General features: G+C 61.2%; 23 protein-coding genes, 2 tRNA genes and 1 pseudogene. 16 read left to right on the top strand and 10 right to left on the bottom strand.

Translation table 11 applies throughout. The annotated features are described in order from the left end of the window. Positions 1 to 616 precede the first annotated feature (616 nt). The 12 genes and pseudogenes from dnaA (at position 617) to IEY62_RS13365 (ending at position 13,821) form a co-directional block, all read left to right on the top strand. On the top strand, positions 617 to 2,035 hold the full coding sequence (gene dnaA / locus IEY62_RS13415; RefSeq protein ID WP_018778482.1) for a chromosomal replication initiator protein DnaA: 1,419 nt from the start codon (positions 617 to 619) through the stop codon (positions 2,033 to 2,035). A 576-nt stretch (positions 2,036 to 2,611) separates the two neighbouring features. Then, positions 2,612 to 3,736 carry a DNA polymerase III subunit beta gene (gene dnaN, locus IEY62_RS13410; RefSeq protein ID WP_189018631.1) on the top strand — a complete coding sequence of 375 codons (1,125 nt, stop codon included), beginning with the start codon at positions 2,612 to 2,614 and terminating at the stop codon, positions 3,734 to 3,736. 15 nt (positions 3,737 to 3,751) lie between these two features. Next, positions 3,752 to 4,663, top strand: a pseudogene (gnd, locus tag IEY62_RS13405) (phosphogluconate dehydrogenase (NAD(+)-dependent, decarboxylating)); the annotation flags it as partial. 23 nt (positions 4,664 to 4,686) lie between these two features. Continuing rightward, complete coding sequence (gene recF / locus IEY62_RS13400; RefSeq protein ID WP_189018627.1) at positions 4,687 to 5,880, top strand: DNA replication/repair protein RecF; 1,194 nt, start codon at positions 4,687 to 4,689, stop codon at positions 5,878 to 5,880. Next, the gene (locus IEY62_RS13395) at positions 5,867 to 6,421 is read left to right on the top strand and encodes a DUF721 domain-containing protein (RefSeq protein ID WP_189018625.1); all 555 of its coding nucleotides are present in this window, start codon (positions 5,867 to 5,869) and stop codon (positions 6,419 to 6,421) included. The genes recF and IEY62_RS13395 overlap by 14 nt, the downstream gene beginning before the upstream one ends. A gap of 337 nt (positions 6,422 to 6,758) precedes the next feature. Next, the gene (gene gyrB, locus IEY62_RS13390) at positions 6,759 to 8,837 is read left to right on the top strand and encodes a DNA topoisomerase (ATP-hydrolyzing) subunit B (protein WP_189018623.1); all 2,079 of its coding nucleotides are present in this window, start codon (positions 6,759 to 6,761) and stop codon (positions 8,835 to 8,837) included. A 62-nt stretch (positions 8,838 to 8,899) separates the two neighbouring features. Continuing rightward, the gene (gene gyrA / locus IEY62_RS13385) at positions 8,900 to 11,572 is read left to right on the top strand and encodes a DNA gyrase subunit A (RefSeq protein ID WP_189018621.1); all 2,673 of its coding nucleotides are present in this window, start codon (positions 8,900 to 8,902) and stop codon (positions 11,570 to 11,572) included. Further along, positions 11,569 to 12,294, top strand: coding sequence for a DUF3566 domain-containing protein (locus tag IEY62_RS13380; RefSeq protein ID WP_189018619.1), 726 nt, complete (start codon positions 11,569 to 11,571; stop codon positions 12,292 to 12,294). Before gyrA ends, IEY62_RS13380 begins: the two co-directional genes overlap by 4 nt. A gap of 113 nt (positions 12,295 to 12,407) precedes the next feature. Next, positions 12,408 to 12,481: transfer RNA gene (locus IEY62_RS13375), tRNA-Ile, on the top strand. Between the two features lie 47 nt (positions 12,482 to 12,528). After that, complete coding sequence (locus IEY62_RS21715; protein WP_018778473.1) at positions 12,529 to 12,648, top strand: DLW-39 family protein; 120 nt, start codon at positions 12,529 to 12,531, stop codon at positions 12,646 to 12,648. 71 nt (positions 12,649 to 12,719) lie between these two features. Continuing rightward, positions 12,720 to 12,795 (top strand) — tRNA-Ala (locus IEY62_RS13370). A gap of 117 nt (positions 12,796 to 12,912) precedes the next feature. Beyond that, positions 12,913 to 13,821 (top strand): DMT family transporter, encoded by a 909-nt coding sequence (locus tag IEY62_RS13365; protein WP_189018617.1) that lies wholly within the window; start codon positions 12,913 to 12,915, stop codon positions 13,819 to 13,821. Positions 13,822 to 13,855: 34 nt separating this feature from the next. On the opposite strand, the gene IEY62_RS13360 is transcribed toward IEY62_RS13365, so the two are convergent. Together IEY62_RS13360 and IEY62_RS13355 are read right to left on the bottom strand one after the other, a co-directional pair. Beyond that, entirely contained in the window at positions 13,856 to 14,731 is an 876-nt protein-coding gene (locus IEY62_RS13360; RefSeq protein ID WP_189018615.1) for a glycosyltransferase, read from the bottom strand. A gap of 129 nt (positions 14,732 to 14,860) precedes the next feature. Next, positions 14,861 to 15,832, bottom strand: a complete 972-nt coding sequence (locus IEY62_RS13355) for a hypothetical protein (protein ID WP_189018613.1) — start codon at positions 15,830 to 15,832, stop codon at positions 14,861 to 14,863. Between the two features lie 153 nt (positions 15,833 to 15,985). Between IEY62_RS13355 and IEY62_RS13350 the strand changes: the two genes are divergently transcribed. Beyond that, positions 15,986 to 16,528, top strand: a complete 543-nt coding sequence (locus IEY62_RS13350; RefSeq protein ID WP_018778468.1) for a peptidylprolyl isomerase — start codon at positions 15,986 to 15,988, stop codon at positions 16,526 to 16,528. 21 nt (positions 16,529 to 16,549) lie between these two features. Beyond that, positions 16,550 to 17,407 carry a rhomboid family intramembrane serine protease gene (locus IEY62_RS13345; protein WP_189018611.1) on the top strand — a complete coding sequence of 286 codons (858 nt, stop codon included), beginning with the start codon at positions 16,550 to 16,552 and terminating at the stop codon, positions 17,405 to 17,407. A 51-nt stretch (positions 17,408 to 17,458) separates the two neighbouring features. Here IEY62_RS13345 and IEY62_RS13340 read toward each other — a convergent pair whose 3' ends face one another. The 7 genes from IEY62_RS13340 to IEY62_RS13310 form a co-directional block, all read right to left on the bottom strand. Further along, positions 17,459 to 18,079, bottom strand: coding sequence for a GyrI-like domain-containing protein (locus IEY62_RS13340; protein WP_189018609.1), 621 nt, complete (start codon positions 18,077 to 18,079; stop codon positions 17,459 to 17,461). Positions 18,080 to 18,834: 755 nt separating this feature from the next. After that, a complete protein-coding gene (locus IEY62_RS13335; RefSeq protein ID WP_189018607.1) occupies positions 18,835 to 19,434 on the bottom strand; it encodes a DNA-3-methyladenine glycosylase I in 600 nt (199 codons plus the stop codon). A gap of 126 nt (positions 19,435 to 19,560) precedes the next feature. After that, positions 19,561 to 20,277 carry an alpha-ketoglutarate-dependent dioxygenase AlkB family protein gene (locus tag IEY62_RS13330; RefSeq protein ID WP_189018604.1) on the bottom strand — a complete coding sequence of 239 codons (717 nt, stop codon included), beginning with the start codon at positions 20,275 to 20,277 and terminating at the stop codon, positions 19,561 to 19,563. After that, positions 20,274 to 20,903, bottom strand: a complete 630-nt coding sequence (locus IEY62_RS13325; RefSeq protein ID WP_189018602.1) for a methylated-DNA--[protein]-cysteine S-methyltransferase — start codon at positions 20,901 to 20,903, stop codon at positions 20,274 to 20,276. Before IEY62_RS13325 ends, IEY62_RS13330 begins: the two co-directional genes overlap by 4 nt. Next, entirely contained in the window at positions 20,900 to 21,430 is a 531-nt protein-coding gene (locus IEY62_RS13320) for an RNA polymerase sigma factor (protein ID WP_189018600.1), read from the bottom strand. Before IEY62_RS13320 ends, IEY62_RS13325 begins: the two co-directional genes overlap by 4 nt. Beyond that, positions 21,430 to 21,939 carry a methylated-DNA--[protein]-cysteine S-methyltransferase gene (locus IEY62_RS13315; RefSeq protein ID WP_189018598.1) on the bottom strand — a complete coding sequence of 170 codons (510 nt, stop codon included), beginning with the start codon at positions 21,937 to 21,939 and terminating at the stop codon, positions 21,430 to 21,432. Before IEY62_RS13315 ends, IEY62_RS13320 begins: the two co-directional genes overlap by 1 nt. 45 nt (positions 21,940 to 21,984) lie before the next feature. Continuing rightward, entirely contained in the window at positions 21,985 to 22,239 is a 255-nt protein-coding gene (locus tag IEY62_RS13310; protein WP_018778460.1) for a cell division protein CrgA, read from the bottom strand. 173 nt (positions 22,240 to 22,412) lie between these two features. On the opposite strand from IEY62_RS13310, the gene IEY62_RS13305 reads away from it, so the two are divergent. Together IEY62_RS13305 and IEY62_RS13300 are read left to right on the top strand one after the other, a co-directional pair. Then, positions 22,413 to 23,225, top strand: a complete 813-nt coding sequence (locus tag IEY62_RS13305) for a class E sortase (RefSeq protein ID WP_404595601.1) — start codon at positions 22,413 to 22,415, stop codon at positions 23,223 to 23,225. A gap of 170 nt (positions 23,226 to 23,395) precedes the next feature. Next, positions 23,396 to 24,037 (top strand): aminodeoxychorismate/anthranilate synthase component II, encoded by a 642-nt coding sequence (locus tag IEY62_RS13300; RefSeq protein WP_189018596.1) that lies wholly within the window; start codon positions 23,396 to 23,398, stop codon positions 24,035 to 24,037. A gap of 32 nt (positions 24,038 to 24,069) precedes the next feature. Here the strand turns inward: IEY62_RS13300 and pknB are convergent, their stop codons facing one another. Continuing rightward, the gene (gene pknB / locus IEY62_RS13295) at positions 24,070 to 25,980 is read right to left on the bottom strand and encodes a Stk1 family PASTA domain-containing Ser/Thr kinase (protein ID WP_189018594.1); all 1,911 of its coding nucleotides are present in this window, start codon (positions 25,978 to 25,980) and stop codon (positions 24,070 to 24,072) included. Positions 25,981 to 25,984: the final 4 nt, after the last annotated feature.

Genomic DNA, 25,984 nt, shown 5'->3' with positions numbered 1-25,984 from the left:
TTCTTCGTGACAAGCATTCCTTGCCATAAGCTCAACAGTTCGTCAAGTCATATCAAGTCGGCTGCTTATTGAAGTACAACCTCGAATAAGAAGACTCTTGACTTGAATAGTCTATACATAAATCTAGTGAATATTTGTTTCACCATATTGAGTGTTGGCCAATTCTGGCTGGCGGCCTGCTCTTGTCATAAAGCTCAGGCTCTCGTAGGAATGGCAGCTGAACGGCCGATATCTTGAACGATCCACAAGCCGTCACTTGTGGCGTGACACTTCAACCGGCTTAGAGCACGCGAGGGCTTCAAATGGATCGATGGGGGCAAAAAGGCACCCACAGTCAAACCGGGAGCCTGCCGCGCATCTATCCACAGTTGTGTCCAACAGCGGGTTCAAGCCTGTGGATGAAGTGGCTCACAGACCGTTTTACCGAACCACAACAGTGTAATTATCCACAGGCAACTTCCCAGCTATCTTCTGGCGATTTCATCCCCTAGAGTGGCTCAGTAGCCCATTGTCCACCCGCTGTGCATAACTCTGTGGATTAACGCCCGGACCAGCGCCCGCCTGAGACACCTCGGCTGCCAGCAACGCCGGCAAGCAAGTATTTAGGAACTGATTGATGACAGTAGACGAAGCCAACCACGCCAACACTGTCGGAAGTTCCTGGCGCAGGGTGCTGACCCTCCTCGAACAGGACGACCGCGTCACACCCCGTCAGCGTGGTTTCGTCATTCTCGCCCAGGCCCAGGGCCTTATTGGTTCGACCCTGTTGGTGGCAGTGCCCAACGAGCTCACCCGCGAAGTCCTGCAGACGCAGGTCAAGGATGCTCTGGACGACGCCCTGCGCAACGTCTTCTCCGACGACATCCGCTGCGCCATCGATGTCGACACCGATCTGGTGCCCGTCCATGCCGAGCCGGAACCCGCCGTCGAGCTTTCTGCTGTTCCTGACTTCGCTGAACCGAAGCCGCAGCCGACCCCGCCGAGCACCTCGCATGAATTCGGACGCCTGAACCCCAAGTACATCTTTGACACCTTCGTGATCGGTTCCTCGAACCGGTTCGCACATGCTGCCGCTGTCGCTGTCGCAGAAGCACCGGCCAAGGCGTACAACCCGCTGTTCATCTACGGCGACTCCGGTCTTGGCAAGACGCACCTGCTGCACGCCATTGGACACTACGCACGGCGGCTCTACAGCGGTATCCGGGTCCGCTACGTAAACTCCGAGGAATTCACGAACGACTTCATCAACTCCATCCGCGATGATGAGGGCACCAGCTTCAAGACCACGTACCGCAACGTGGATGTCCTCCTGATTGACGACATCCAGTTCCTGGCGGGCAAGGACCGGACACAGGAAGAGTTCTTCCACACGTTCAACGCCCTGCACAACGCCAACAAGCAGGTTGTCATCACATCGGACCAGCCGCCCAAGATGCTGGCAGGCTTCGAGGACCGCATGACCTCACGCTTCGAATGGGGCCTCCTGACGGACATCCAGCCGCCGGAACTTGAAACGCGTATCGCTATCCTCCGCAAAAAGGGATTGAGCGAAGGCCTGTCGGCTCCCGATGACGCTTTGGAGTACATCGCTTCCAAGATCTCCAGCAACATCCGCGAACTTGAAGGCGCACTGATCCGTGTCACGGCGTTCGCCAGCCTGAACCGCCAGCCGGTGGACGTTGCCCTCGCGGAGATGGTCCTCAAGGACCTGATTACCGACGATGGCGCCCAGGAGATCACGGCCAAGCAGATCCTGGACCAGACCGCTGACTACTTCAAGCTCAGCATGGAAGAACTCTGCAGCAAGTCCCGTACGCGCACTCTGGTGACCGCTCGCCAGATCGCCATGTACCTGTGCCGCGAACTGACGGACATGTCGCTCCCTAAGATCGGACAGGAACTCGGCGGCCGCGATCACACCACGGTCATCCACGCGGACCGCAAGATCCGCGAGCTGATGGCAGAACGTCGTGTGATTTACAACCAGGTCACCGAGCTCACCAACCGCATTAAGCAGCAGCAACGCGACTCCTGAAATCCACATCGCGGCCGCCACTACATACCTTATTAACAGGCGCATGTGGATAAGCCTGTGGATACTTAAGGGGACAAGCGCGGTTAATGGGCTTAAAACCCTTAAGCCGTCTGTGGATCGTTAAAAACCGGCTTCGGAGTTGTCCCCATCCACACCCTGTTTAAAACCCAGTTAACGCACAGTCCATGAACAGGGCTTAACCGCGGATCTGCGCCGCAGGATGGGGTTATCCACAGTTTCCACAGCAGTTATTAACACTACGAATCCCAAAAAATTGAAATCCCTCAAATAACAATCTCGTTCTGCCGCCCACCCGACCATCCGAAGGACAGACCAGCATCCAGGCCAAGGCCGGCCTGCGGCTGTCCACATAGGGCGGGTCGGAGCAAACGGGGATGGGTTAATCGCGGATCTTCCGGCTAAGCTGTCAGCAGCGCTCCCATCCTTGGGTCTTGTTTGTAGTTCGCTCAGTGCGGACCATGCAGGTTCCGATGCCGGACTGCGAAGATTTAGCGGGTTCCAAGCAGGAACCCGCAGCTACTACATGGCAGCAGCAATGAAAGGCGGCACCCCTCCGTGAAGTTCAGAGTCGACCGCGACGTCCTGGCAGAAGCCGTTACGTGGACCGCGCGGTCGTTGTCTCCGCGGCCGCCCGTACCTGTGCTTTCCGGCCTCCTCCTCAAAGCCGAGGCAGGAACCGTAAGCCTCTCCAGCTTCGACTACGAGACTTCCGCGCGGCTGGAAATTCGGGCTGATATCGCCGTCGAAGGCACCATATTGGTGTCCGGACGCCTCCTGGCAGATATTTGCCGCAGCCTCCCTTCGGCTCCGGTCGAGGTTGAAACCGACGGAAGCAAAGTCACTCTTACCTGCCGTCGAAGCAGCTTCCACCTGGCCACCATGCCTGAGTCCGAGTACCCGGCCCTGCCCGCGCTGCCGGCCATCAGCGGCACTTTGCCCGGCGATGCTTTCGCTCAAGCCGTGTCCCAGGTCATCATCGCCGCCAGCAAAGATGACACCTTGCCGATCCTTACCGGTGTCCGCATGGAGATCGAGGACGACCTCATCACGCTCCTGGCCACAGACCGCTACCGTTTGGCCATGCGCGAAGTTCCGTGGAAGCCAGTGACTCCCGGCATCTCCACCAGCGCACTGGTGAAGTCCAAGACCCTGAATGAGGTCGCCAAAACCCTGGGCGGCAGCGGCGACATCAACCTGGCACTCGCGGATGACGACAGCCGGCTCATTGGTTTCGAAAGCGGTGGACGTACCACCACCTCCCTGCTTGTAGACGGCGATTACCCCAAAATCCGGTCGCTTTTCCCCGACTCCACGCCGATCCACGCAACAGTGCAGACCCAGGAACTCGTGGAGGCTGTACGGCGCGTTTCCCTGGTTGCGGAGCGCAACACACCCGTCCGGCTCGCCTTCACACAGGGCCTGCTGAATCTCGACGCGGGTACCGGCGAAGACGCACAGGCTTCCGAAGAGCTTGAAGCACAGTTGTCCGGAGATGACATCACCGTGGCCTTCAACCCGCACTACCTCGTTGAAGGTTTGAGCGTTATCGAGACCAAGTACGTTCGCTTCTCCTTCACCACCGCTCCCAAACCGGCCATGATCACGGCCCAGGCAGAAGCCGACGGCGAAGACCAGGACGACTACCGGTACCTCGTGATGCCGGTTCGCCTTCCCAACTGATCGGCAAACCCCACCCCGCTTTCGCAGAAAAGAGTTCACACTGTGCACATCGGATTGATCGGCCTTGGAAAAATGGGTTTCAACATGCGGGAACGCATGCGGAAAGGCGGCATCGAAGTCACAGGCTTCGACCGGAATCCTGACGTCACGGATGCCGCTTCGGTTGATGAGCTCATTGCCGCTCTCCCCACTCCGAGGCTCGTCTGGGTCATGGTCCCCTCCGGTGAGATCACTGATGCCGTTGTTACCGAACTCGGTGAGAAGCTAAGCCCCGGGGATATGGTGATCGACGGCGGCAACTCGCGTTTCACCGAAGACCAGAAACACGCTGCCGCGCTGGCCGAAAAAGGCATCCGCTTCGCCGATTGCGGTGTTTCCGGCGGCGTATGGGGCCTCCAGAACGGATACGGCCTCATGGCCGGCGGGGCTGAAGAGGACATAGAACTTGCCATGCCGGTCTTCGACGCACTTCGTCCTGAAGGCGAACGGGCCGACAGCTTCGTCCATGTGGGCGGCGTCGGCGCCGGCCACTACGCCAAAATGGTGCACAACGGTATCGAGTACGGCTTGATGCAGGCCTACGCCGAAGGATACGAACTCCTGGCCGCAAAGGACATCGTCAAGGACCTTCCTGGAACGTTCCGCGCGTGGCAAAAGGGAACTGTTGTCCGGTCCTGGCTTCTGGACCTCATGGTGAAGGCACTCGATGAAGATCCCGGCCTAGCCTCCATTGATGACTACGTCGAAGATTCCGGCGAGGGCCGCTGGACCGTGGAAGAAGCAATCGCCAACGCTGTGCCGGCACCTGCCATCACGGCTGCTCTCTTTGCACGCTTTGCTTCGCGTGAAGACAACTCACCAGCCATGAAGATGGTTTCGGCCCTGCGTCACCAGTTCGGCGGACACGCCACCCGTCCGGCCAACTAGGCCGCAGGAGTCCCGCAAACGGCGTGTACCTCGAACATCTTTCGCTGACAGATTTCCGCAGCTACGCACAGGTGGACCTGAAACTGGGTCCCGGTGTCACCGTGCTGGTGGGTTCCAACGGCATCGGCAAGACGAACCTGATGGAAGCCATCGGGTATTTGGCTACCCTTAGCTCGCACCGGGTCAGCACCGACGCGCCATTGCTTCGCTTTGGTGCCGACCGCGCGTTGATCCGGGCCCGCCTGGTCCGTGGTGAGCAAGCAACGGTGATTGAGCTTGAAATCAATGCGGGACGTGCCAACCGCGGACGCATCAACAGGGGAAACCCGGTGCGCGCTCGGGACATCCTTGGCATTTGCCACACTGTCCTGTTCGCCCCCGAGGACCTGGCACTGGTGAAGGGAGATCCCTCCAACCGCCGCCGCTTCCTCGATGAACTGCTGGTGAGCCTGGTTCCCCGCCATGCCGCCACCCGCAGTGACTATGACCGCGTCCTGAAGCAACGGAACGCCCTGTTGAAATCGGCCCGCGCCGGGAAATTCACTGCGGGCCACGAAGCAACCTTGGATGTGTGGGACCAGCACATGGCCCGGGCGGGCGCCGAATTGCTGCACGCCCGGCTGGAGTTGGTGGAGCGGCTGCGTCCGCACCTGAACAGTGCCTACGCCCAACTCACGGATGGCTCCAAGGACGCCGGCGCGGTTTACCGCTCCACCATCCAGGACATCCTGGACGACGACGGCGGTCCGGCCGACTATGGAACGGAACGATCGGCGTCGGTTGAGGACCTCAGGCTGCTGTCTGTTGACGAACTCACCGAACGCTACGTCCAGGCCTTCGCAGCGTCGCGGAAAAAGGAACTCGAGCGGGGTATCTCGCTGGTTGGCCCGCACCGTGATGAACTGGAACTCGTCCTGGGACAGGCTCCGGCCAAAGGCTATGCGTCCCACGGCGAAACATGGTCCATGTGCCTGTCTTTGCGCCTTGCTTCCTACTACGTCATGTTGGATGACGCCCGCACCGGTGGAACTGCGCCGATCCTTATTTTGGACGATGTTTTTGCTGAATTGGACGTGCAGCGGCGTCGTAAACTGGCTGCAATAGTGGCTGGCGCCGAACAGGTTCTGGTGACTGCCGCCGTCGATGCCGATATCCCTGAGGAGCTGGCCGGACGGCGTGTAACCGTTGTTCCGGGAGGCATCGATGGCGAAGGATAGTCCCGAAGGACTGCAACCGGGCCGGGATCCGGACGAAATTGATGCTGCCCAGGCGGCGCTGAACCGCATGCGTGAAGCAGCCGCCGCCCGCGGCGAAGTAAGGCTGCGCGCCCCCAGGCCCGGATCTGCGCCCAAGCGCAAGGGTCTGCGGGATACCAGGGGTTTCACGCAGTTCCACGGCAGTGGCCGCGACCCTTTGGGCCTGGGCAATGTTGTGGGAAGGCTTGTCGCGGAGCGGGGTTGGACTTCGCCTGTTGCGGTCGGTTCCGTCATGGCCGAATGGGAAACGCTGGTTGGTCCGGACATTTCCTCGCACTGCACACCGGAGAGTTTCACCGACACCACGCTGCATGTCCGCTGCGACTCGACGGCATGGGCAACGCAGTTGCGGTTGCTCAGTACCAGCCTCCTGGAGATGTTCCGGAATGAGTTGGGAGAAGGCGTGGTCACCAGCATCCAGGTTCTGGGGCCGTCCGCCCCGAGTTGGCGAAAAGGTGGCCGCAGCGTCAACGGCCGCGGCCCCCGGGATACGTACGGCTAAACGGCGTGCAGGGCGTTTCAACGCCCCCGAGTCGTATAGGCACCCATCGGGACCACCGCAGGGCCATTGCAGATAGGGCCAGCGGCCTCCTATCGGCATATTCAGCTCTGGGCTGCCCCCGTATTTGCAAGGATTCGCCGGTTTCCACGATAGAATTGGCGTAGATCACTGAGCGCCGGTGAAACGTCGTCGGATCCTGCATCCACTCCTGTGGCAGTTGGGAACCCCGTCTTCGGAGTAGCCGGCGCAATCAGTCACGTGCCCGTTGGCGGCCGCGGTTCGCCGCGGGGAGCTGCGGGAACGGCCGACATCGAGTACAGAGGAGTCGAAAGCGCCTGTGGCTAACGACAATGCAGAGACCTTGGCAGTAGAGCCCCAAGAGGAGACTGTTCCCACGCCTGATACGCCTGCGGAGGCTCCAAGGGAGTACGGTGCCAGCGACATCACCGTGCTGGAAGGCCTCGAAGCCGTGCGCAAGCGCCCCGGCATGTACATCGGTTCAACCGGTCCCCGCGGCCTGCACCACTTGGTCTATGAAGTGGTGGACAACTCTGTTGACGAGGCCCTGGCCGGTTACTGCAGCCACATAGAAGTAACGCTCCGCGCTGATGGCGGTGTGCAGGTGGTCGATGACGGCCGCGGCATTCCCGTTGATATCCACCCGACCGAGGGGAAGCCCACGGTTGAAGTCGTCATGACCATCCTGCACGCGGGCGGTAAGTTCGGCGGTGGAGGATACGCGGTTTCGGGTGGCCTTCACGGTGTGGGCATCTCCGTGGTGAACGCCCTTTCCCGCCGGGTGGACACGGAAGTCCGCCGTCAGGGCCACGTTTGGCGAATGACATTCGCCGATGGAGGCAAGCCCCAGGGCGAACTCGTCAAGGGAGAAGAAACCGATCGTACCGGGACGTCCCAGACGTTCTACCCTGACGGAACCATCTTCGAGTCCACCGAGTTCGACTTCGAGACCCTTCGCGCACGTTTCCAGCAGATGGCCTTCCTCAACAAGGGCCTGCGGATCACGTTGACCGACGAGCGTCCGGTCAACCGCGACGGCGATGACGATCTTGACCTGGACGCTGTAGCCACTGAAGGCGAAGTTGCAGCAGAGCACCGCACGGTGGTTTACGAATACCCGGACGGCTTGCTTGACTACGTCAAGCACCTCAACTCGAACAAAAAGGTCGAGATCGTCCACGAGGACGTCATCGCTTTCGAAACCGAGGACACTGAGCGGCACATCGCCGTCGAGGTTGCCATGCAGTGGACCACCGCTTATTCGGAAAGTGTCCACACTTACGCGAACACCATCAACACCCACGAGGGCGGAACGCACGAAGAAGGTTTCCGCGCCGCGATGACGTCGCTGATCAACCGCTATGCGCGTGAGAAGAGCATCATCAAGGAAAAGGAAGACAACCTCACCGGTGATGACATCCGCGAAGGCTTGACTGCGGTGATCTCCGTGAAGCTTTCCGAACCGCAGTTCGAAGGCCAGACCAAGACCAAGCTGGGCAACTCCGAGGTCAAGGGCTTTGTCCAGCGCGTGGTTACCGACCAGCTGGGTGACTGGCTGGAACGGAACCCGGGCCCGGCCCGCGACGTTATCCGCAAGGCCATTTCAGCTGCGCAGGCCCGCATGGCCGCCCGCAAGGCGCGCGATAACGCACGCCGCAAGAGCCCGCTTGAGTCGTTCGGCATGCCCGGCAAACTGTCTGACTGCTCCTCAAAGGATCCTTCACGCTGCGAGGTCTACCTGGTGGAGGGTGACTCGGCCGGCGGTTCGGCCAAGCGTGGCCGCAACCCTGAAACCCAGGCGATCCTGCCGCTGCGAGGCAAGATCCTGAACGTGGAGCGGGCACGCCTGGACAAGGCCCTGGGCAATGCCGAAGTACAGTCCATGATCACCGCATTCGGCACGGGAATTGGCGAAGACTTCGACATCTCCAAGCTCCGGTACCACAAGATCGTGTTGATGGCGGATGCCGACGTGGACGGCCAGCACATCACCACCTTGCTGATGACGTTGCTGTTCCGGTACATGCGTCCGCTCATCGAGAACGGCTATGTTTACCTGGCCCAGCCGCCGCTGTACCGGATCAAGTGGTCCAATGCCGCGCACGATTACGTCTACAGCGACCGCGAACGTGATGAGACCATCCGCAAGGGCGCCGCGATGAACAAGCGCCTCCCCAAGGACAACGGCATCCAGCGCTACAAGGGTCTCGGCGAAATGGATTACACCGAGCTGTGGGACACCACCATGGATCCGGAGCGCCGCACTCTGTTGCAGGTCACCATGGACGACGCTCTGGCTGCCGACCAGACCTTCTCCGTGTTGATGGGCGAGGACGTGGAATCACGCCGTAACTTCATCCAGCAGAACGCCAAGGACGTCAGGTTCCTCGATATCTAGCGCCCCGGAGGGCACTTGAATATTCCAGAACCGACATATACCTGAAACGGAAAACTTAGATTATGAGTGACGAAACTCCCGAAGTCCCGGCGGAATCCAACGACGCCGAGGATGTTGTTCTTGAGGGTGATGTGCTGACCGACCGCGTGGAGCAGGTGGACCTGCAGACAGAAATGCAGCGGTCCTACCTGGACTACGCCATGGCCGTGATCGTCGGCCGCGCCCTCCCGGACGTCCGCGACGGCCTGAAGCCGGTGCACCGCCGCGTTTTGTACGCAATGTTCGACGGCGGCTACCGCCCCGACCGCTCTTTCAACAAGTGCGCCCGTGTTGTTGGCGACGTCATGGGTACCTACCACCCGCACGGTGACATGGCGATCTACGACGCCTTGGTCCGACTCATCCAGGACTGGACCATGCGTTATCCGCTGGCACTTGGCCAGGGTAACTTCGGTTCGCCCGGCAACGACGGCGCTGCAGCACCGCGTTACACCGAAACCAAGATGGCCCAGCTGGCCATGGAAATGGTCCGTGACATCGACGAGGAAACCGTCGACTTCCAGGACAACTACGACGGCAAGAACCAGGAACCCACCATCCTGCCGGCGCGTTTCCCGAACCTGCTGGTCAATGGCTCCTCGGGCATCGCCGTCGGCATGGCCACCAACATCCCGCCGCACAACCTCCGTGAGGTTGCTGACGGCGTCCAGTGGGCACTGGAAAACCCCACCGCTACGCGTGAAGAGCTCCTTGAAGCCCTCTTGCTGCGCATCAAGGGACCCGACTTCCCCACGGGTGCAACCATCCTGGGCCACAAGGGAATCGAGGACGCTTACCGCACCGGGCGTGGCTCCATCACCATGCGCGCAGTGGTCAACGTCGAAGAACTCCAGGGCCGCACCTGCCTGGTAGTCACCGAGCTTCCGTACCAGGCCAACCCGGACAACCTGGCAATCAAGATCGCCGAGCTGGTCAAGGATGGCAAAATCCAGGGCATCGCCGATCTCCGCGATGAGACCTCCGGCCGTACCGGCCAGCGCCTGGTGATCGTCCTCAAGCGCGACGCCGTGGCCAAGGTGGTCCTGAACAACCTCTACAAGCACACGCAGCTGCAGGACAACTTCTCGGCGAACATGCTGGCAATTGTCGACGGCGTTCCCCGCACCCTGAGCCTGGATGCCTTCATCCGGCACTGGGTTACCCACCAGATGGACGTTATTGCACGCCGCACCCGGTACCGCCTGCGCAAGGCCGAGGAAGAAGCGCACATTCTGCGCGCCCTCCTCAAGGCACTGGACATGCTGGATGAAGTCATCGCGTTGATCCGTGCGTCCAACACCACGGAAGCAGCCCGCGAAGGCCTGATGGAACTGCTGGAGATCGACGAACTCCAGGCCCGTGCCATCCTGGACATGCAGCTGCGCCGCCTGGCTGCACTGGAACGCCAGAAGATCCAGGACCGCCACTCCGAGCTTGAAGCCATGATCGAGGAATACAACTCGATCCTGGCTTCCGAAGAACGCCAGCGCCAGATCATCAGCGAGGAACTCGCTGAAATCGTGGCCAAGCATGGCGACGACCGCCGGACGCACATCCTGATGGGCTTCGATGGTGACATGTCCATGGAGGACCTGATCCCCGAAGAGGAAATGGTTGTCACCATTACGCGCGGCGGCTACGTCAAGCGGACCCGCAGTGACAACTACCGTTCGCAGCAACGCGGTGGCAAGGGCATCAAGGGCGCCCAGCTGCGGGGCGACGACGTGGTGGAGCACTTCTTCGTCACCACCACGCACCACTGGTTGCTGTTCTTCACCAATTTGGGCCGCGTTTACCGTGCCAAGGCCTACGAGCTTGCCGAAGCAGGACGCGACGCCAAGGGACAGCATGTTGCCAATCTGCTGGCCTTCCAGCCGGACGAGCATATCGCCCAGGTCCTGGACCTGAGGGACTACCAGCAGGCTCCGTACCTTGTGCTGGCCACCAAGAACGGCCTGGTCAAGAAGACTCGCCTGGAAGACTACGACACCAACCGCACAGCCGGCGTCATCGCGATTAACCTGCGCGATGGTGACGAACTGGTTTCGGCCCAGTTGGTCAGTGAAACAGACGATCTCCTCCTGGTCTCACGCAAGGGCCAGTCCATCCGCTTCACAGCTACGGATGACGCCCTTCGGCCGATGGGCCGCGCTACCTCGGGCGTCACGGGCATGAAGTTCCGTGAAGACGACGAACTGTTGGCTGCAGACGTGGTCCAGGACGGCTCGTTTGTCTTCATCGTGACCGAGGGCGGTTATGCCAAGCGGACTGCTGTGGATGAGTATCGTCTCCAGGGCCGCGGTGGTTTGGGTATCAAGGTAGCCAAGCTTGCCGAGGACCGTGGTGATCTTGTGGGCGCTTTGATCGTCCAGGAAGAGGACGAAGTCCTGGTGGTCATGGAGGGTGGCAAGGTGGTCCGGTCAGCCGTGACCGGCGTTCCCGCCAAGGGCCGGGACACCATGGGCGTCATCTTTGCCAAACCGGACAAGAATGACCGCATTATTGAAGTTGCGCGCAACAGCGAACGCGGTTTGGAAGGCGAGGAATCCGAGGACGGAGCCGACGATGACGTAACGTTGGCTGCGGAGGACGGCGCCGCTGCGGTGACCGCAACGCCCGCAACGGAAAACGACGCAGACCCGGAAAGTGAATCGGGCGCGGAGCTGAACGAAGACAATACCGGAGGTAACGAGTGAGTAATTCCGACTCATATCCCAAGCCGAGCACAGGTGTCCCCGGCGGACTCCGGCAGCCCTCGGGCAATACGCAGGCCGGAACACCTGCACGGCCCCAGCAACGCCCCGGAGCGGGTTCCACCGGTTCAGGAGCAGCAGGTGCGCGTCCCGTAACGGGCGCCAACTCTGCTCCGCGGCCGGCCGGTGCCCCCGGACAGCGTCCGGCCCAAGCGGGCCAACGCCCTGCTTCGGCAGGGCAGCGACCCGCCGGTGCCCCCGGACAGCGTCCGGCCCAGCCCGGCCAGCGGCCTGCAGGCGCCCCGGGACAGCGTCCGGCCCAGGGTGCCCCTGGCTTGGTAAAGCCTGCCCCCAAGGCGAAGGTGCGCCGTGCCCGCCTCCTGGTCAGCAAGGTTGACCCGTGGTCGGTGCTCAAGATGGCGTTCCTGCTGTCCGTAGCGCTGGGCATTGTCACTGTGGTGGCTGCAATCGTTCTGTGGACCGTGCTGGACCTTACGGGGATCTTCAACCAGGTGGACAGCCTCCTGGGCACGCTCGCAGGTTCTGAAGGCAGCGGATTCGAGCTGAAGAAGATCGCTTCGCTTGGTCAGGTTGCCTCGTTCGCCACAATCATCGCTGTGGTGAATGTTGTTCTGCTGACGGCATTGTCCATGCTGTCCGCGGTGCTCTATAACATTTCGGCAACATTGGTTGGTGGCGTCGGCGTCACCTTGACGGACGACTAGAAGAAATCCGCGGAAATTGGCCGTTTTTGGCCGAAAACCTCCGCGAAATTGCCTCGATTTGAGATCGGGCCGGGAAGTGCTGTACAGTCATATCTCGGCCCGATGAGGCATCGGGGCGTATAGCTCAGGCGGTTAGAGCGCTTCGCTGATAACGAAGAGGTCCCAGGTTCAAGTCCTGGTACGCCCACGGAACCAAAACAGGTTCAGGTAAAACTGAGCCGGAATGAGGTACTTGTGAAGAAGTTGCTGATAGTTGTGGCAGCCGCAATCGCAGGTGTCCTGGTTTATAAAAAGAACCAGGAATCCGAAGCCCGGAAAGATGTCTGGAGCAAGTCAACCGATACGGTTGATTAGACGAGGAGCCCGGTTCTGAACTGGTAAATACCAGTCCGGAGATGGGGTATGATTGATGGGTTGCTTCTTATGGGGGCATGGCGCAATTGGTAGCGCACCTGCTTTGCAAGCAGGGGGTTCGGGGTTCGAGTCCCCGTGCCTCCACCATAAGAAAAGTCCCGGTCAGAAATGACCGGGACTTTTGCGTTTAACACCCAGGTCCGGAATGCGCCTCTTGCCGGCATCACGAATGGACAGACCGTCCCGGCACACTAGGGTTGGTCTGTGAACCTTCTCATTGCCGCCCTGGGGGTCTTGGGCGTTGCTGCCTCCGGCCCGCTGATGGCGGGGACCCTGGGCGCTACCTCGGTGACTGCCCTGGCCATCGCCTTCTGGCGCAATGCCATCGGGGCAGTAGTGATGGCGGCCCCCGTAGCCATCCGGGAGCCGAAGGCTTTCGGCAGGATCACCCGGCGCGAGTTCGGCTGGTCGACAGTGGCCGCCGTCGCACTGGCCTTCCATTTCGCTTGTTTCATCACCGCGCTCCAGCTGACATCGGTTGCTGCTGCCACGGCGCTGGTCTGCCTGCAGTCCGCATGGATCGCCGTCTTCCAGATGTTCCGCGGTACGCGGCACCGCTGGCCCGTCCTGATCGGCCTTGGGATCGCCTTCGTGGGCGTCGTGGCGATCACGGGATTCGATATGGGTTCGTCCCCGGAGGCGTTGCTGGGCGATCTCCTGGCTGTCGCTGGCGGGGCCCTGGCAGGCCTGTACACCCTGGCGGGAGGCAAAGCCCGGCAGTCCATGGCAACGGGAACCTACACCACCCTCTGTTACGGCATGTGCGCGGCGCTGGTGGCATTGATGGCCCTGCTCGCTGGACAGCCTTTATCAGGATTCGACGCCGGCGGCTGGCTTGGGATCATTGCCATCACCGTCTGCGCGCAGTTGATAGGGCACACGGCTTTCAACCATTTGCTGGCAACCATGAGTCCCTTGCTGGTGTCCATGATCATCCTGCTGGAGATCCCGGGCGCAGCCATCCTGGCTGCCATCTTCCTCAACGAAACACTGCCTGGCGGTATCTATGCCGGATTGGGCCTCATACTCGCTGGCTTGGCCGTTGTGGTGACCGGACAGAGACGCAAGCGGCCGGAAGCTGACCGGCGGGAAGCCGAGCTCGGCACCGACTGAAGTGCCGGCGTCGTACGTTAATGGTTGGCCGGCGTTACAGACCGCCGCGGCGGACGCCCTGAGCCGAATTGGCTGTGTGGATGGCCCGCAGCAGTTTGGCGGGGAAATACACGGAGAAGAACACCACCATGGGTGCTTTCAGCGCCATCTTCTTGACGTTGTGCGCCTTGTAGGTCCGGTCGAAGCGTTGGACGTAATAGCGGTAGTCCCTCGGTGAGTCTTCCAACCTGCGGGCGGACATACCGGAGACCATCTGGGGCACGTACTGGACTTTGAGGTCGTGCTCAAAAAGGTGCAGCGAGAGGTCGATGTCCTCGTGCATCTCATCCTTCTCGTCGAGGCACGTTTCGTCGCGGATGGTTTCCCAGGCAGTCCGGCGCAGGGCCATGTTGGAGCCGAACAGGAAGTGGTACTGGTGCTTGGCCAGGCGCAGCATGAGTTGGCGCATCTTGTCATCGGCCTTGAGCCCGAACCGGCGCATGGGCATGTCGTAGTACACCACAGGGCCTGTGGCAGCGGCTACGGAATCGTCGGTGAATGCCTTCTGCACCTGCTCAACCCAATCCGGTTCCAGTACGGAATCGGCATCGATGCGGCCCACAACGTCACCCGTGGCGCTGTTCAGGCCGTGGTTGCGTGTGGGGATGAGACCCTGCGCCACGTCCTGCCGAAGGAGAATGATGGGACTTTCGGGGTATTCCTGCTGCATCTGGCGCACAATCCTGGCTGTGCGGTCCGTGGACATGTTGTCCACCACGATGATCTCGTCCGCAGGCACAGACTGGTAGATGGCAGCGATGAGGCACTGGCGAATGACGCTTTCCTCGTTATACGCCGGGATGACAATGGAGACTCCCGGGGGTTCCGGAGCATCCTGGAGGGCACCCGCCAAGGGGCTATCGGCTGACATCTCCTCAAATCTAACACCCGTAACCTTGCCCCTGCCGGAGGCTTGGGTTACAAGCCGGCAAACACTGGAGGGACCCCGGCTGCTGCCGAAGTCCCTCCAGTATTGAAGCGGTGCCTAGCTGAAAAGCACTTAGTTGTTTGTACCCTTGGCGTCAGTCTCAGTGCCTTCGGTGTCCTTGTTCAGGCTGGCTGCGATGTTCTTGACGGCAGTCTTGGCGTCGGTTGCCACCTTGGCGGTGGAGTCCTCGACGTTCTTGAGGGCGTCCTTGGTGGCCTGCTCTGCCTCGTCTGCTGCTTCTTCCGGAGTGATGTCCGTGGCGGCGGGCTTGGTCGCTTCCGTTGCCGTGGCAGATGCCGCTGTGTCGGCCGGAGCAGGTGCCGGGGTGGCCGGAACCGGAGCCGGAGTAGGCGTGACCGGAGAAGGCGTCTTCCACGGATCCTCGACCGGTTTGGAAGCCTTCCAGGCGGCAACACCGGCGGCCGCAGCTGCGGCGATAACGGTGAAGATCAGCCATCCACGCTTCTTGGGCTTCGGTTCCTTGCCCAACTTCGTGGAGACAGCCTTGGTGGCCTCGTCAGCCACGGCTTTGATCTGCTTGCCGGTAGCCTGGGCCTGCTCCTGGACGCTGTGCACCACGCCCGAATCGACAAGCCTCTGCGCAACGGCGTCAACCTGTGCGGGAGCGTTCTCCAAGACGTGGTGAACGGCCACGGAAGCCTGTCCCAACTGTTCAGAGAGCTTGGGCAGGTACTCGTCCACCACTTTGTCCCGTGCAATTCCCAGAGCCGGAGTGGCCTTGTTGAGCGTCTCCTGGATCCTGGGTGTTGCATCCTCTACGACATCGTGGATCTTCGGCGCGAGGTGCGCCAGTCCGTCCTGGATCCGCGGCGTAACAACTGCCACGCCGTCGGCGAGGTTGTGCGCGGCGGACTTCAGCCCCTCTTGGATCTTGGGGGAAGCGGTGTCAATGCCGTGCTGGATGCGCGGAACAGCCCAATTGACGGCTGCTTCCACACGGGGCGCAGCCCAGTCGCGTGCGTTATCCACACCAACCGCAACGGATTGTTCGAGTTCGCGGGCAATACGGTCTGTTTTCTTCACAACTACCTCCCGATACACGTGCTCGTTTGTTGCTAGCCTACGTCGCTTGGGGAACACCGGCTATTCATCTGCCCGATTCGACCCGGATTTCACCGAGCGCGGAACCGGCTTTACAACTGCAACGGCGTTGACCCTGCATGGAAGAATGGGCCTATGACCATTGCAACTGCAAAAGCAACGATCCACACTACCCTCGGCGACATCAAGGTTGACCTCTTCGGCAACCACGCGCCCAAGACCGTAGCCAACTTCATTGGCTTGGCCACGGGTGAAAAGTCCTGGAACCACCCCGAGACGGGTGAGGACAAGACCGGAACGCCCCTGTACAACGGCACGATCTTCCACCGGATCATCAAGGACTTCATGATCCAGGGCGGCGATCCTCTTGGCCGCGGCGTCGGCGGCCCCGGCTACCAGTTCGATGACGAGATCCACCCGGAACTGACCTTCAACGCTCCGTACAAGCTGGCCATGGCAAACGCCGGCATCCAGATGGGCAAGGGCACTAACGGGTCACAGTTCTTCATCACCACGGTCAACACCGACTGGCTGTTCGGCAAGCACAGCATTTTCGGTGAAGTCACGGATGAGGAATCCCGCAAGGTTGTCGACGCCATTGAGGCTGTCCGCACGGGCATGGGCGACCGTCCCGTTGAAGACGTCGTCATCAACAGCATCGACATCGAACAGCTCTAGTCGCTCACTGAAGCTGAATCCATGAGTTACGGAATCCCGTCGGCAGAGCCGTCCGCTGATATTCCGGTGTGCCCACGGCACCCGGACAGGCCCTCCTATGTGCGGTGCCAGCGCTGCGGGCGCCCCGCGTGCCCCGAGTGCCAGCGGACGGCCGCCGTCGGGTTCCAATGCGTTGACTGCGTCAACGAACAAAAACGTACGACGCCGGTGTACCGGTCGCCGTACGGCGGCGCCTTGGCCGTCGGCCGTCCTTTGGTGACGTTCACGATCATCGGGCTCTGCGTGCTGGTGTACATCCTTCAGTGGATTGTGCCCGGCGATCTGATTTTCAGGAACTTTGCCTTCGCCAACGTTTACGCTGACCGCGAGCCGTGGCGCATGATCACCTCAGCCTTCCTGCACTCACAAGGTTTCCTCCTCCACATCGTGCTCAACATGTACACGTTGTGGATCTTCGGACAGGCCCTTGAGCCTCTGCTCGGGCGTATCCGTTTCCTCGCCGTCTATTTGATTTCCGCTGTTGGCGGATCAGTAGGCTTCCTTGCCCTCACTCCGACCACAGTGCCGGCAGTGGGTGTTGTGGGCGCTTCCGGAGCCATCTTCGGCCTCTTCGGAGCCATGCTCGTGGTGCAGCGACACCGGGGCGGCGACACCCGGCAACTCTGGATCCTGATCGCCATCAATGGCGCCATCGGATTCTTTATCCCCAGCATTGCCTGGCAAGCCCACCTGGGTGGCCTTATCACCGGTGGCCTGGCCGCCGCTGCCATCGCCTACGCTCCCCGGGGCAAGAACCAGGGTCTGCTCCAAGCCGGCGGCCTGGTGCTCGTGGCTGGCCTGCTGGCCGTGGTGACCTGGTTCCGTATTACTGCCGGCTAGAAACCTGTCCGAGGCTTGGCCTGGCCCCAGGGTCCGCTGCTTCGGCGATCCTCAGTCCGGAAGGTGTGCGACGGGCTGCCTCAGGATTGTCCTGAGCCTTTCCGGCGCGGCACGCCGGGGGTCGGAAAGGTAGATCTCGTGATGCCTCCCCGTCATGGCCAACGACTGTTCCGGTATGAACCTGTGGTGCATCTCCTCAAGCACGGGGCCTTCGTCGTCGTAGGGTCCAACGTGAAGCGTCTGCACGCTCAATCCCTCATCCAACGACTCCAGACGGAGTATGTCCAGGGCGGGTGCCCCTCCTTTGCCGGCGACCACCCTGCATGCTGCCTCCACGTGTTCCCGCGTGATCCACTCCGGGACCATGTTCATCAATGTCCACGACCAGAGTGATTTGTCCCTGGCGCCGGTGAACGAGTCCATGTCTTCGGCCCACCACAGTGCCTCCAGCGGCATGACCCCATAGTCGCGTTCGAGCTCGCCTTTGCTGAAGAACTTGAGTTTGTAGGCAACGGGATAGAGCGTGGACAAAGCGTCCCTGTACGCCTGGGAAGTGTTGGGGTCCCCGCTGCCATCGATCATCAAATACTGCAGCGGCGGAACAGTGATCAGGGAGAACCTGCCTTTCGTCGCGTTGTAGGCAGGTATCAAAGTCTTGAAGTCGCTCTTCATAGGACCACGGTAGGCCTACCAGCTCAGGTGCTCCACTCGATGGGCGCTTACGTTATCCACAAGCGTTATCCACACTGTGAGTAACTTACAAGCGTGTAGTTATCGGGTTACTCCCCCATTACAGCCCGTGTAGCGGTAGATATCCCCCGAAAGGCATGGATTTCTCCACACCTGTGGATAACTATGTCCCCATTGGTCAACGATTTGTGGACAAAGTGGGCGTATCCGGGATCAATGTGGATAAGTCTGTTAATTCCGCTCCGGAGTGGGGTCTATCAACAGGCTTATCAACAATGTTAATAACTTACACACGTGTAGTTTCGCCGTCTTGATGACCCCTGAGGCCCGGCATGGCGGCGATCCCGCTGCTGAAACCCACATGTTTTCCCCACCTGTGGATAACTTGTGGGTACGAGGTTGTTGTTAAGTGGGTAACCCCTGACAACAAGAGAAATCCGGGGAACGTGGCGATTGAGGCCAGCTACCCCCGAAGCCTTGGCCGGATTGTTCCTCACACACGAACCAGGCAATCCTGAACCGTTGAACTTTCGATGAAGCTTCGGCCACTATCCACAGGCTGGTACACAGTGGGCATAAGTCCCGCAGTGGTCTCCTGGGCCGGGCAAACCCCGTGTGGCGCCGATTTTGGGCCTAAGTGCGTGGATGTCCACAGAAGTTATCCACGCTTGTGGATAAAGTTACGCACTTCTGTGGACAAGAACCGCGCTGACTTGCCGCCTGCACGGACGCTTCTTCTACGTCCAAACCCCGGAAGTGCCGCGCCGGTGGCTATCCAGCAAATGGGTGTCGATGATGCCCACGGCTTCCATCAGTGCGTACATGGTGGTGGGTCCCACAAAAGCAAACCCCTTCTTCCGCAGGGCCTTGGACAGGGCGATTGACTCCGGAGAGGTGGTGGGGATTTCCGCAAGGGTGCGGGGCGCGGGTGTGTTGTGCGGCTGGAACGACCACACGAAATCCACCAGCCCGCCATCCTCGCGCAAGGCGATGGTGGCTTTGGCGTTTGTGATGGCGGCCTGGATCTTCAGCCGGTTCCGGACTATCCCGGCATTGAGCATGAGTCGCTCTACGTCGGATTCAGTGAAGGCGGCCACGCTCTCCGGATGGAAGTCCAGGAACGCCTCTCTGAAGGCCTCGCGCTTCCGGAGGATGGTGGCCCAGGAGAGTCCGGCTTGAAAAGCCTCGAGGCTGATGCGTTCGTACATGCCCTGCTCATCCCGCACGGGCATGCCCCACTCGTGATCGTAGTAGGCCTGCAGGAGCGGGTCCGAGGCAGCCCATGAGGGACGTGCCAGGCCGTCAGGTCCGATAATGGTGCCGTTATCCGGGGTCATGCGTGCTCCTCCGCAACCATGCCGCCTCAGCGGTCGGCATGTACTTAACTGCCGGGGATATTCTTCCCGGCACCTGTGACATTAACAGCAGGGCCGCTGTGGAGCCATGTTCCCGGGGTTCCGGCCTTACGACAGACCAGTGACGCGCATGGTGATGTTGATCCGTCCACGATCCAGGCCGCAGCCGTCAGGAGCCGTACCCGGGAGGACCTTGGGGATGCCGTGATAGGCGGACCGGGAAGGCCCCCCGAAAACGAACAGATCGCCCGAGCGGAGTTCCAGGTCCGTGTAGGGCTTGGTACGTGACTCGGTATTGCCGAAACGGAAGATGCACGCATCTCCAATGCTGAGCGACACCACAGGAGCGTTGGAATGCTCATCCTTGTCCTGGTGCATGCCCATGGCGGCACCATCGCCGTAATAATTCACCAGGGCAGCATCCGGCGCGTAATCCCGGGAAAGGCCAAGCAGGGACTCTTCCACCCCAAGGTCCGGGGAATACGCGGCCGCAACGGCTTGCTTTCCCAAACGAACCATCCACTCAGGAAAATCGAGGACCGGCTGGCCGTTGACGTCGGTCGCCGTCCGGGAATACCGGTACGGCTGCCAATGCCACCCCAGGCAAACCGTGCGGACGGACATCTGGTGCCCGCCCGGCAAAGTTGCAGCCCGCAAGGGAACCGGTCCCTGGGTCCATTCACTGAAACGCCCCACGATCCACTGCTGCTGTTCCAGTGTCAGCCAACCGGGGACGTGAACCGCGCCGGGCCGGACCAGGCGCGGACCGGCGTCGTGCTTTCCAGGTTGAACCAGCTCCAACGGGAACAGGGCGTCGTCGCTCACGCCGCGGCCTCAAGCGTCAGCAAGGCGCGCTTGGCTTCGGGTCCTCCCAGGTAGCCACCGAAGCTGCCATCGGACTTGACCACCCGATGGCACGGGACGATCACGGGCAGCGGGTTGGTGGCGCAGGCGGTGCCCACGGCGCGGACGGCGTTGGGGCTGCCGGCGGCCTGGGCCACCTGTGCGTAACTCGCTGTGTTGCCGTAAGGAATCCGGGGCAGGTGACGGAGGACGTTGAGCCGGAAGCCGCGGGACAAACGGAAATCAAGGATGAGATCGAAGTCCCGCCGTGTACCAGCGAAATACTCTTCGAGTTCCCGCGCGGCGTCATCCAGGCGGCTGGGTGCTTCCAAAATGCGCGGGCTGACGGTGTCGGCCAACAACTGCAAAACGGAGTCGTGGTTTTCCAGTTCGAACGCCACCCGGATGATTCCGCGATCCGTGGCTGCCAGAAGGAGCTTCCCCACGGGTGAATCGACAGTGCGGTAGGCGATGTCCAGGGTGTGGGTCAGTTGTGCATCACGGGCAAGCCGGGCATGGAGACCGGCGAGGGCCGGCTCGAGGGCTACGTTCAGTGGTTCCAGGAACGACAACACCTCGGTGTGTCCGGGGCTGGGGTCGACGGTCATTGAATTTCACCTTTCGACGATAAATGGACCAGCGAAGCACGGGTTTGGATGGCTGCCCGGAGCGCCTTCACGCCATCTGCTCCAGCACGGCGTGCGGCCTCCGGAGAACTGCCCAGAAGGGCGCCGATTTCCTTGTAGGGCAGCCCGGCGAGGAAGTGGTACGCCACAGCCTGACGCTGCTTGGGCGGCAACTGGGCGACGGCGTCGAAAAGTTCTGTGTCTCTTTCGCCCGGAAGACCCAGCCGGGTTGGCTGTTCTGGCGGCTGCTCAACAGGCAATGCGCGGCGCGCACCTGCCCGCAGATGGTCAATGCACTTCCGGTGGGCAATGGTGACCAGCCAGGCTTCCACGTTGGCCCCCACAGGAAGATCCGGATAGGCCTGGAGAGCTGCCAGGAAGGTGTCCGACCACGCGTCATCGGCATCGTGGACGCCGAGGATTGCACGGCACACACGGAGCACTGTTGCCCCGCGTTCCCGGACAACTGCTTCGAACGGTTTCTTGCTGGCCGCCTGTCCGGTTTCCATCAGAAGAGCTTGCCCTCTCTTACGGAATCCGGTTCTTCCAGCTCAAGGAGGAAGCGTTTGTTCCGAAGCCCGCCGGCATAGCCCGTCAGTTGCCCCTTCCGACCCACCACGCGGTGGCAAGGGATGACGATGCTGATGGGATTGCGGCCGACAGCCGAACCAACCGCCTGCGCCAGGTGCGGATCACCCAGTTCCTGGGCCAACTCGCCGTAGCTGACCGTTTCTCCGAAAGGAATGGTCTGGAGCCGGGCCCAGACCTTCTCCTGGAAGGGATTTCCGCGTGCTTCGAACGGAACGTTGAATTCGGTGCGGTGACCCGCGAGGTATTCAGAGAGTTCGATCCGGGTCTGATGGAACACAGGGTCCTCGATGGTGGTCGGCTCTCCGAAATAGTCGGGCGGCGGCATATGCCAGTGCCCTTCGTAGAAGAGGCCCGTCAAAAGTTCCCCGTGGGCTGTCAGCGTCAGCTGACCCAACGGGGAATCCAACGTGGTGTGCCGGTTGCTCATATCCTGTAGACGTCAGCGAGCACTGGAATGTGAGGTCCTGAATTCCTAGGAGCGCCAGCGCGTGGTCATGAGGAACCCGACAATTGCAATCCCGAAGCCGGCCACGATGTTCCAGGACGCCCAGTCACGGACCGGGAACTGCCCTTCAGTGATGTAGAAGGTGATGATCCACAGAAGACCGAGGATCATCAATCCAAACATGACGGCCTTGTACCAGACCGGGTTGGGCTTGTACTGCTGCGTGGCCGAAGTCTGTGGGGCCTGGCGGGCAGGCCGCTTGCGGGGCTTGGACTCGGGCACGGATCCTCCTGGACTGTTCGGTTGGTACCCGTCCCTGCCGGCCTTGATATCCTGCAGGAAGGAAATTTCCAGCGGTTAACGGCCACACGGCGTTCCGGGTTGGTTCTAGCTGTCAAGTCTAGCCGCAACTCGGGATACGCCCGCGACGCCCGCGCCCTAGATGAGGAGACCCTGTGGCGCACCAGCAGACGACGGCGGCATCAGCCGTGCCGTCCGCCAGTGACGGGCAGGAACTGCCGCCCCGAAAACCGCGCCGGGCCTCGGATGTCATCCGTAAAATCAGCCAGATCTTCGGTGAACTCCTCATCACGGCCGGCATAGTCCTGCTCCTGTTCGTTGGCTGGGAATTGTGGTGGACCAACGTTGAAGCCGACGCCAAGCAAACGGAAGCGGTCAAGAGCTTCGCCCAGGAATTCACCGGGCCGATAGCTCCAGCTGCACCGGCCGGCCCGGTGGACTACGGCACTCCCGTGGTGGGCACGGCTCCGGGGAATGGTGGCACCATCGGCATCATGTACATCCCCCGCTTTGGCCAGGATTACACCCGCCCCATCATTGAAGGCACGGGATCAGACGTCCTGGACACCTTGGGACTGGGCCATTACGGCACCACCAGCATGCCCGGAGCTCCGGGCAACTTTGCGGTGGCAGGCCACAGGCAGACACACGGTGCGGTCCTGGACAACATCCACACGCTGGTTCCCGGGGACAAGATCTACGTGCAGACCGCGGATGGCTATTACACCTACGTGTTCCGCAACAACCAGATCGTCCTGCCGGATCGCACCGACGTTTTGATGCCCGTGCCTACCCAACCCGGGGCAACCCCTACGGAAAGTATCCTCACCATGACCAGCTGCAACCCCCGGTTTGGTGCACAGGAACGCATCATTGCCTACTCCGTGCTGGATGGCTGGCAACCTGCCTCAGCGGGACCGCCGTCGGAAATCGCCGCCCAAGTAGCCCGCGCCCACGGAAAGGGATAGCAGATGTACGCATGGATTTTCCGGAATTTGCCCGGTCCGCTGTGGGTACGGATCCTTACCTCGCTGGTACTGGTGGGTGTAGCCCTTGTCTTGATGGTCGAGTTCCTCTTCCCCTGGTTTTCCCAATTCACCACATTGACTGACTCAACGATTGGTTTAGTGCAGCAACCATGAGCACAACAAAGATTTTGGTAATAGATAACTACGACAGCTTCGTCTACACACTGGTGGGTTACCTCCAGGAACTGGGCGCCGAAACCACGGTGGTCCGGAACGACGACGTCACTCTTGCCGAGGCCATTGAGCTGGCGGGAACACGGGACGGCGTACTTGTGTCGCCCGGTCCCGGCACCCCCGCAGAAGCGGGTGTGTGCATTGAGCTCATTAAGTGGTGCGGTGAAGCCTCCAAGCCCATGTTCGGGGTCTGCTTGGGACACCAGGCTCTCGCTGAGGCATACGGCGGAGTGGTGACCCACGCGCCGGAACTGATGCACGGCAAAACATCCCCCGTGCGGCATGAAGGCAAGAGCGTCTTCGCCGGCCTCCCCTCGCCAGTTACGGCAACGCGGTACCACTCACTGGCAGCGGTTCGCGATTCCATACCTGAGGTCCTGGAGGTCACAGCGGAGACCACCAATGGCGTGGTGATGGGTCTTCAGCACAAGACCGCTCCCCTGTGCGGTGTCCAGTTCCACCCGGAATCAGTGCTCACTGAAGGCGGATACCAGATGCTGGGGAACTGGCTTGAGTCCCTGGGCATGGCCGGTGCCGCCGAGCGTGCCTCCAAGCTGAGCCCACTGATCAAGCAGTAGCCGCCGGGTCTGTAGTTCCGCCCGGCAGCAGGCTACTTCTTGGTTGTCGTCGGTGTCGGCTTCGGCGTAGGCGTGTCCGTTGTGGGTGTAGGAGTGGGTGTCGGCGTCGGGACAGGTGCGGGAGCCTTCGCAACAGTAACGGTGACCATCTTGCCCTGATCAACCTCGCTGTTGAATGCCTCGCTCTGTGCCGTGACCTTGCCAGGTTCCACCTGCGAGTTTTCCTGTTCCACCACCTGCATGGTCAGCCCGTTGGCCTTCAGGGCCGCCTCAGCCTCGGTGACAGGCAGGCCGATGAGTTGCGGCATCAGGACCTTACCCGAGGAAACCTGCAGCTCCACCTTCGACGACGCGGCAATGGGCCCGCCCGGGGCCGGTGAGGTGCTGATGACCAAACCGATGGGAACAGTGGGACTGTGCGTACGGACGGTTGAGATATCGCCGGTGATGCCGAGCCGCCGCAGTGCCTCACGGGCGTCCGGTTCAGTACGTCCCACAATGTTTGTCGGGATGGTCACCGAGCTGGGACCGCTGGAGATCTTGAGAATCACCTCGGCGTCCTGATCCAGCATGGCGCCAGCGCTGGGCGCAGTGCCGATTGTCATGTCCTTGGCCACGGTGTCGCTCGGCTCACGCACCGATTTTGGGACCAACTTGGCGGAATACAGCTCCTGGATGGCCTGTGATTCGGACATGTTGGCCACCACGGGGACCGCGATCTTCGCCGGAGGCGGGGGCTGCATGTTCATGAGGCTGTAAAGCCAGAAACCACCGCCTGCAAGGACCAGGAGCGTGAAAATCACCAGGGTTGCAACCCATGCGCGACGCCGTGAGTTCTGGCCCGCGGGCCGCTCACGTTCCGCTGGGAGGCCCAGGGGAAGGGGCTCCTCGTGTTCATGGTCCAGGGGCTCGTCCTTGAACTGGTCCACATCCAAAAGCCCCACGGCCGTAGTGCTCAGGAGCTGCGTGGCGGGGTCTTCCTGTTCCACAAGGTCGTTGGGATCCGTGGGAGCTTCGCTTGCCGGGAGTGCAGGCACGGGAATGCCGTTGCTTGCTGCCCGGAGCGCGCGGCGGAAGGCGGCTGCATCCTGGAAGCGGTCAGTACGGTTCTTCTGCAGCGCCTTGACCAGCACGGAATCCAGCGCTTCTGTGATGTCCGGGTTGTGGGTGCTGGGAAGATCCGGGGTTTCCCGGACATGCTGGTAGGCAACGGAAACCGGGCTGTCGCCAACGAACGGCGGCCTGCTGGTCAGCAGCTCGTACAGGAGGCAGCCGGCCGAGTAGAGGTCGCTGCGGGCGTCCACTGTCTCGCCCCTGGCTTGTTCAGGTGATAGGTACTGCGCGGTGCCGACCACTGCCTGTGTTTGCGTCATGGTGGCCGCGGAATCCGCCATGGCCCGCGCGATTCCGAAGTCCATGACCTTGACGTCACCGGTATCGGCACACACCATGACGTTGGCGGGCTTGATGTCCCGGTGCACAATTCCTGCCCGGTGGCTGTACTCCAAAGCCGCAAGAACACCCAGCGTGTAGCCGACGGAGTCCTCTACACCCAGCTCCTTGGCCTTGATCATGTCCCTCAGTGTGCGGCCCGAGACGAACTCCATAACGATGTATGGAACGCGGACATCCTCTCCGGGGCCGCCGGGAACGGAATACTCTCCGGTATCGAAAATGGCCACGATGGAGGGGTGGTTGAGCGCTGCGACGGCCTGGGCTTCCCGCTTGAAGCGAGCCTGGAACTGGGGATCGCGGGCGAGGTCCGCACGGAGGACCTTCACCGCAATGGTTCGGCCCAGGAGGGTATCTGTTCCCTTGTAGACGTCGGCCATGCCGCCACGACCGATCAACTCACCGAGTTCGTAGCGTTCATTGAGGATGCGCTGTGAAGACACAGGTGTGCTCTCCTCTCGATGCGCGGGGCCGGGACGGGGCGTAGACATGGTG

Source organism: Paenarthrobacter histidinolovorans (assembly GCF_014647595.1).
Classification (GTDB): Bacteria; Actinomycetota; Actinomycetes; order Actinomycetales; family Micrococcaceae; genus Arthrobacter; species Arthrobacter histidinolovorans.
Note: the sequence above shows the minus strand (reverse complement) of the source record. Positions and strands in the feature narration are given on the sequence as shown.

Coding starts and splice junctions, on each gene's coding strand:
- IEY62_RS13300 (WP_189018596.1), top strand. CDS start 23,396: ATGAGCACAACAAAGATTTTGGTAATAGATAACTACGACAGCTTCGTC.
- IEY62_RS13315 (WP_189018598.1), bottom strand. CDS start 21,939: ATGAGCAACCGGCACACCACGTTGGATTCCCCGTTGGGTCAGCTGACG.
- IEY62_RS13360 (WP_189018615.1), bottom strand. CDS start 14,731: ATGTCAGCCGATAGCCCCTTGGCGGGTGCCCTCCAGGATGCTCCGGAA.
- IEY62_RS13335 (WP_189018607.1), bottom strand. CDS start 19,434: ATGACCCCGGATAACGGCACCATTATCGGACCTGACGGCCTGGCACGT.
- pknB (WP_189018594.1), bottom strand. CDS start 25,980: ATGTCTACGCCCCGTCCCGGCCCCGCGCATCGAGAGGAGAGCACACCT.
- IEY62_RS13350 (WP_018778468.1), top strand. CDS start 15,986: ATGACCATTGCAACTGCAAAAGCAACGATCCACACTACCCTCGGCGAC.
- IEY62_RS13320 (WP_189018600.1), bottom strand. CDS start 21,430: ATGGAAACCGGACAGGCGGCCAGCAAGAAACCGTTCGAAGCAGTTGTC.
- gyrA (WP_189018621.1), top strand. CDS start 8,900: ATGAGTGACGAAACTCCCGAAGTCCCGGCGGAATCCAACGACGCCGAG.
- IEY62_RS13395 (WP_189018625.1), top strand. CDS start 5,867: ATGGCGAAGGATAGTCCCGAAGGACTGCAACCGGGCCGGGATCCGGAC.
- IEY62_RS13325 (WP_189018602.1), bottom strand. CDS start 20,903: ATGACCGTCGACCCCAGCCCCGGACACACCGAGGTGTTGTCGTTCCTG.
- dnaA (WP_018778482.1), top strand. CDS start 617: ATGACAGTAGACGAAGCCAACCACGCCAACACTGTCGGAAGTTCCTGG.
- IEY62_RS13345 (WP_189018611.1), top strand. CDS start 16,550: ATGAGTTACGGAATCCCGTCGGCAGAGCCGTCCGCTGATATTCCGGTG.
- IEY62_RS13340 (WP_189018609.1), bottom strand. CDS start 18,079: ATGAAGAGCGACTTCAAGACTTTGATACCTGCCTACAACGCGACGAAA.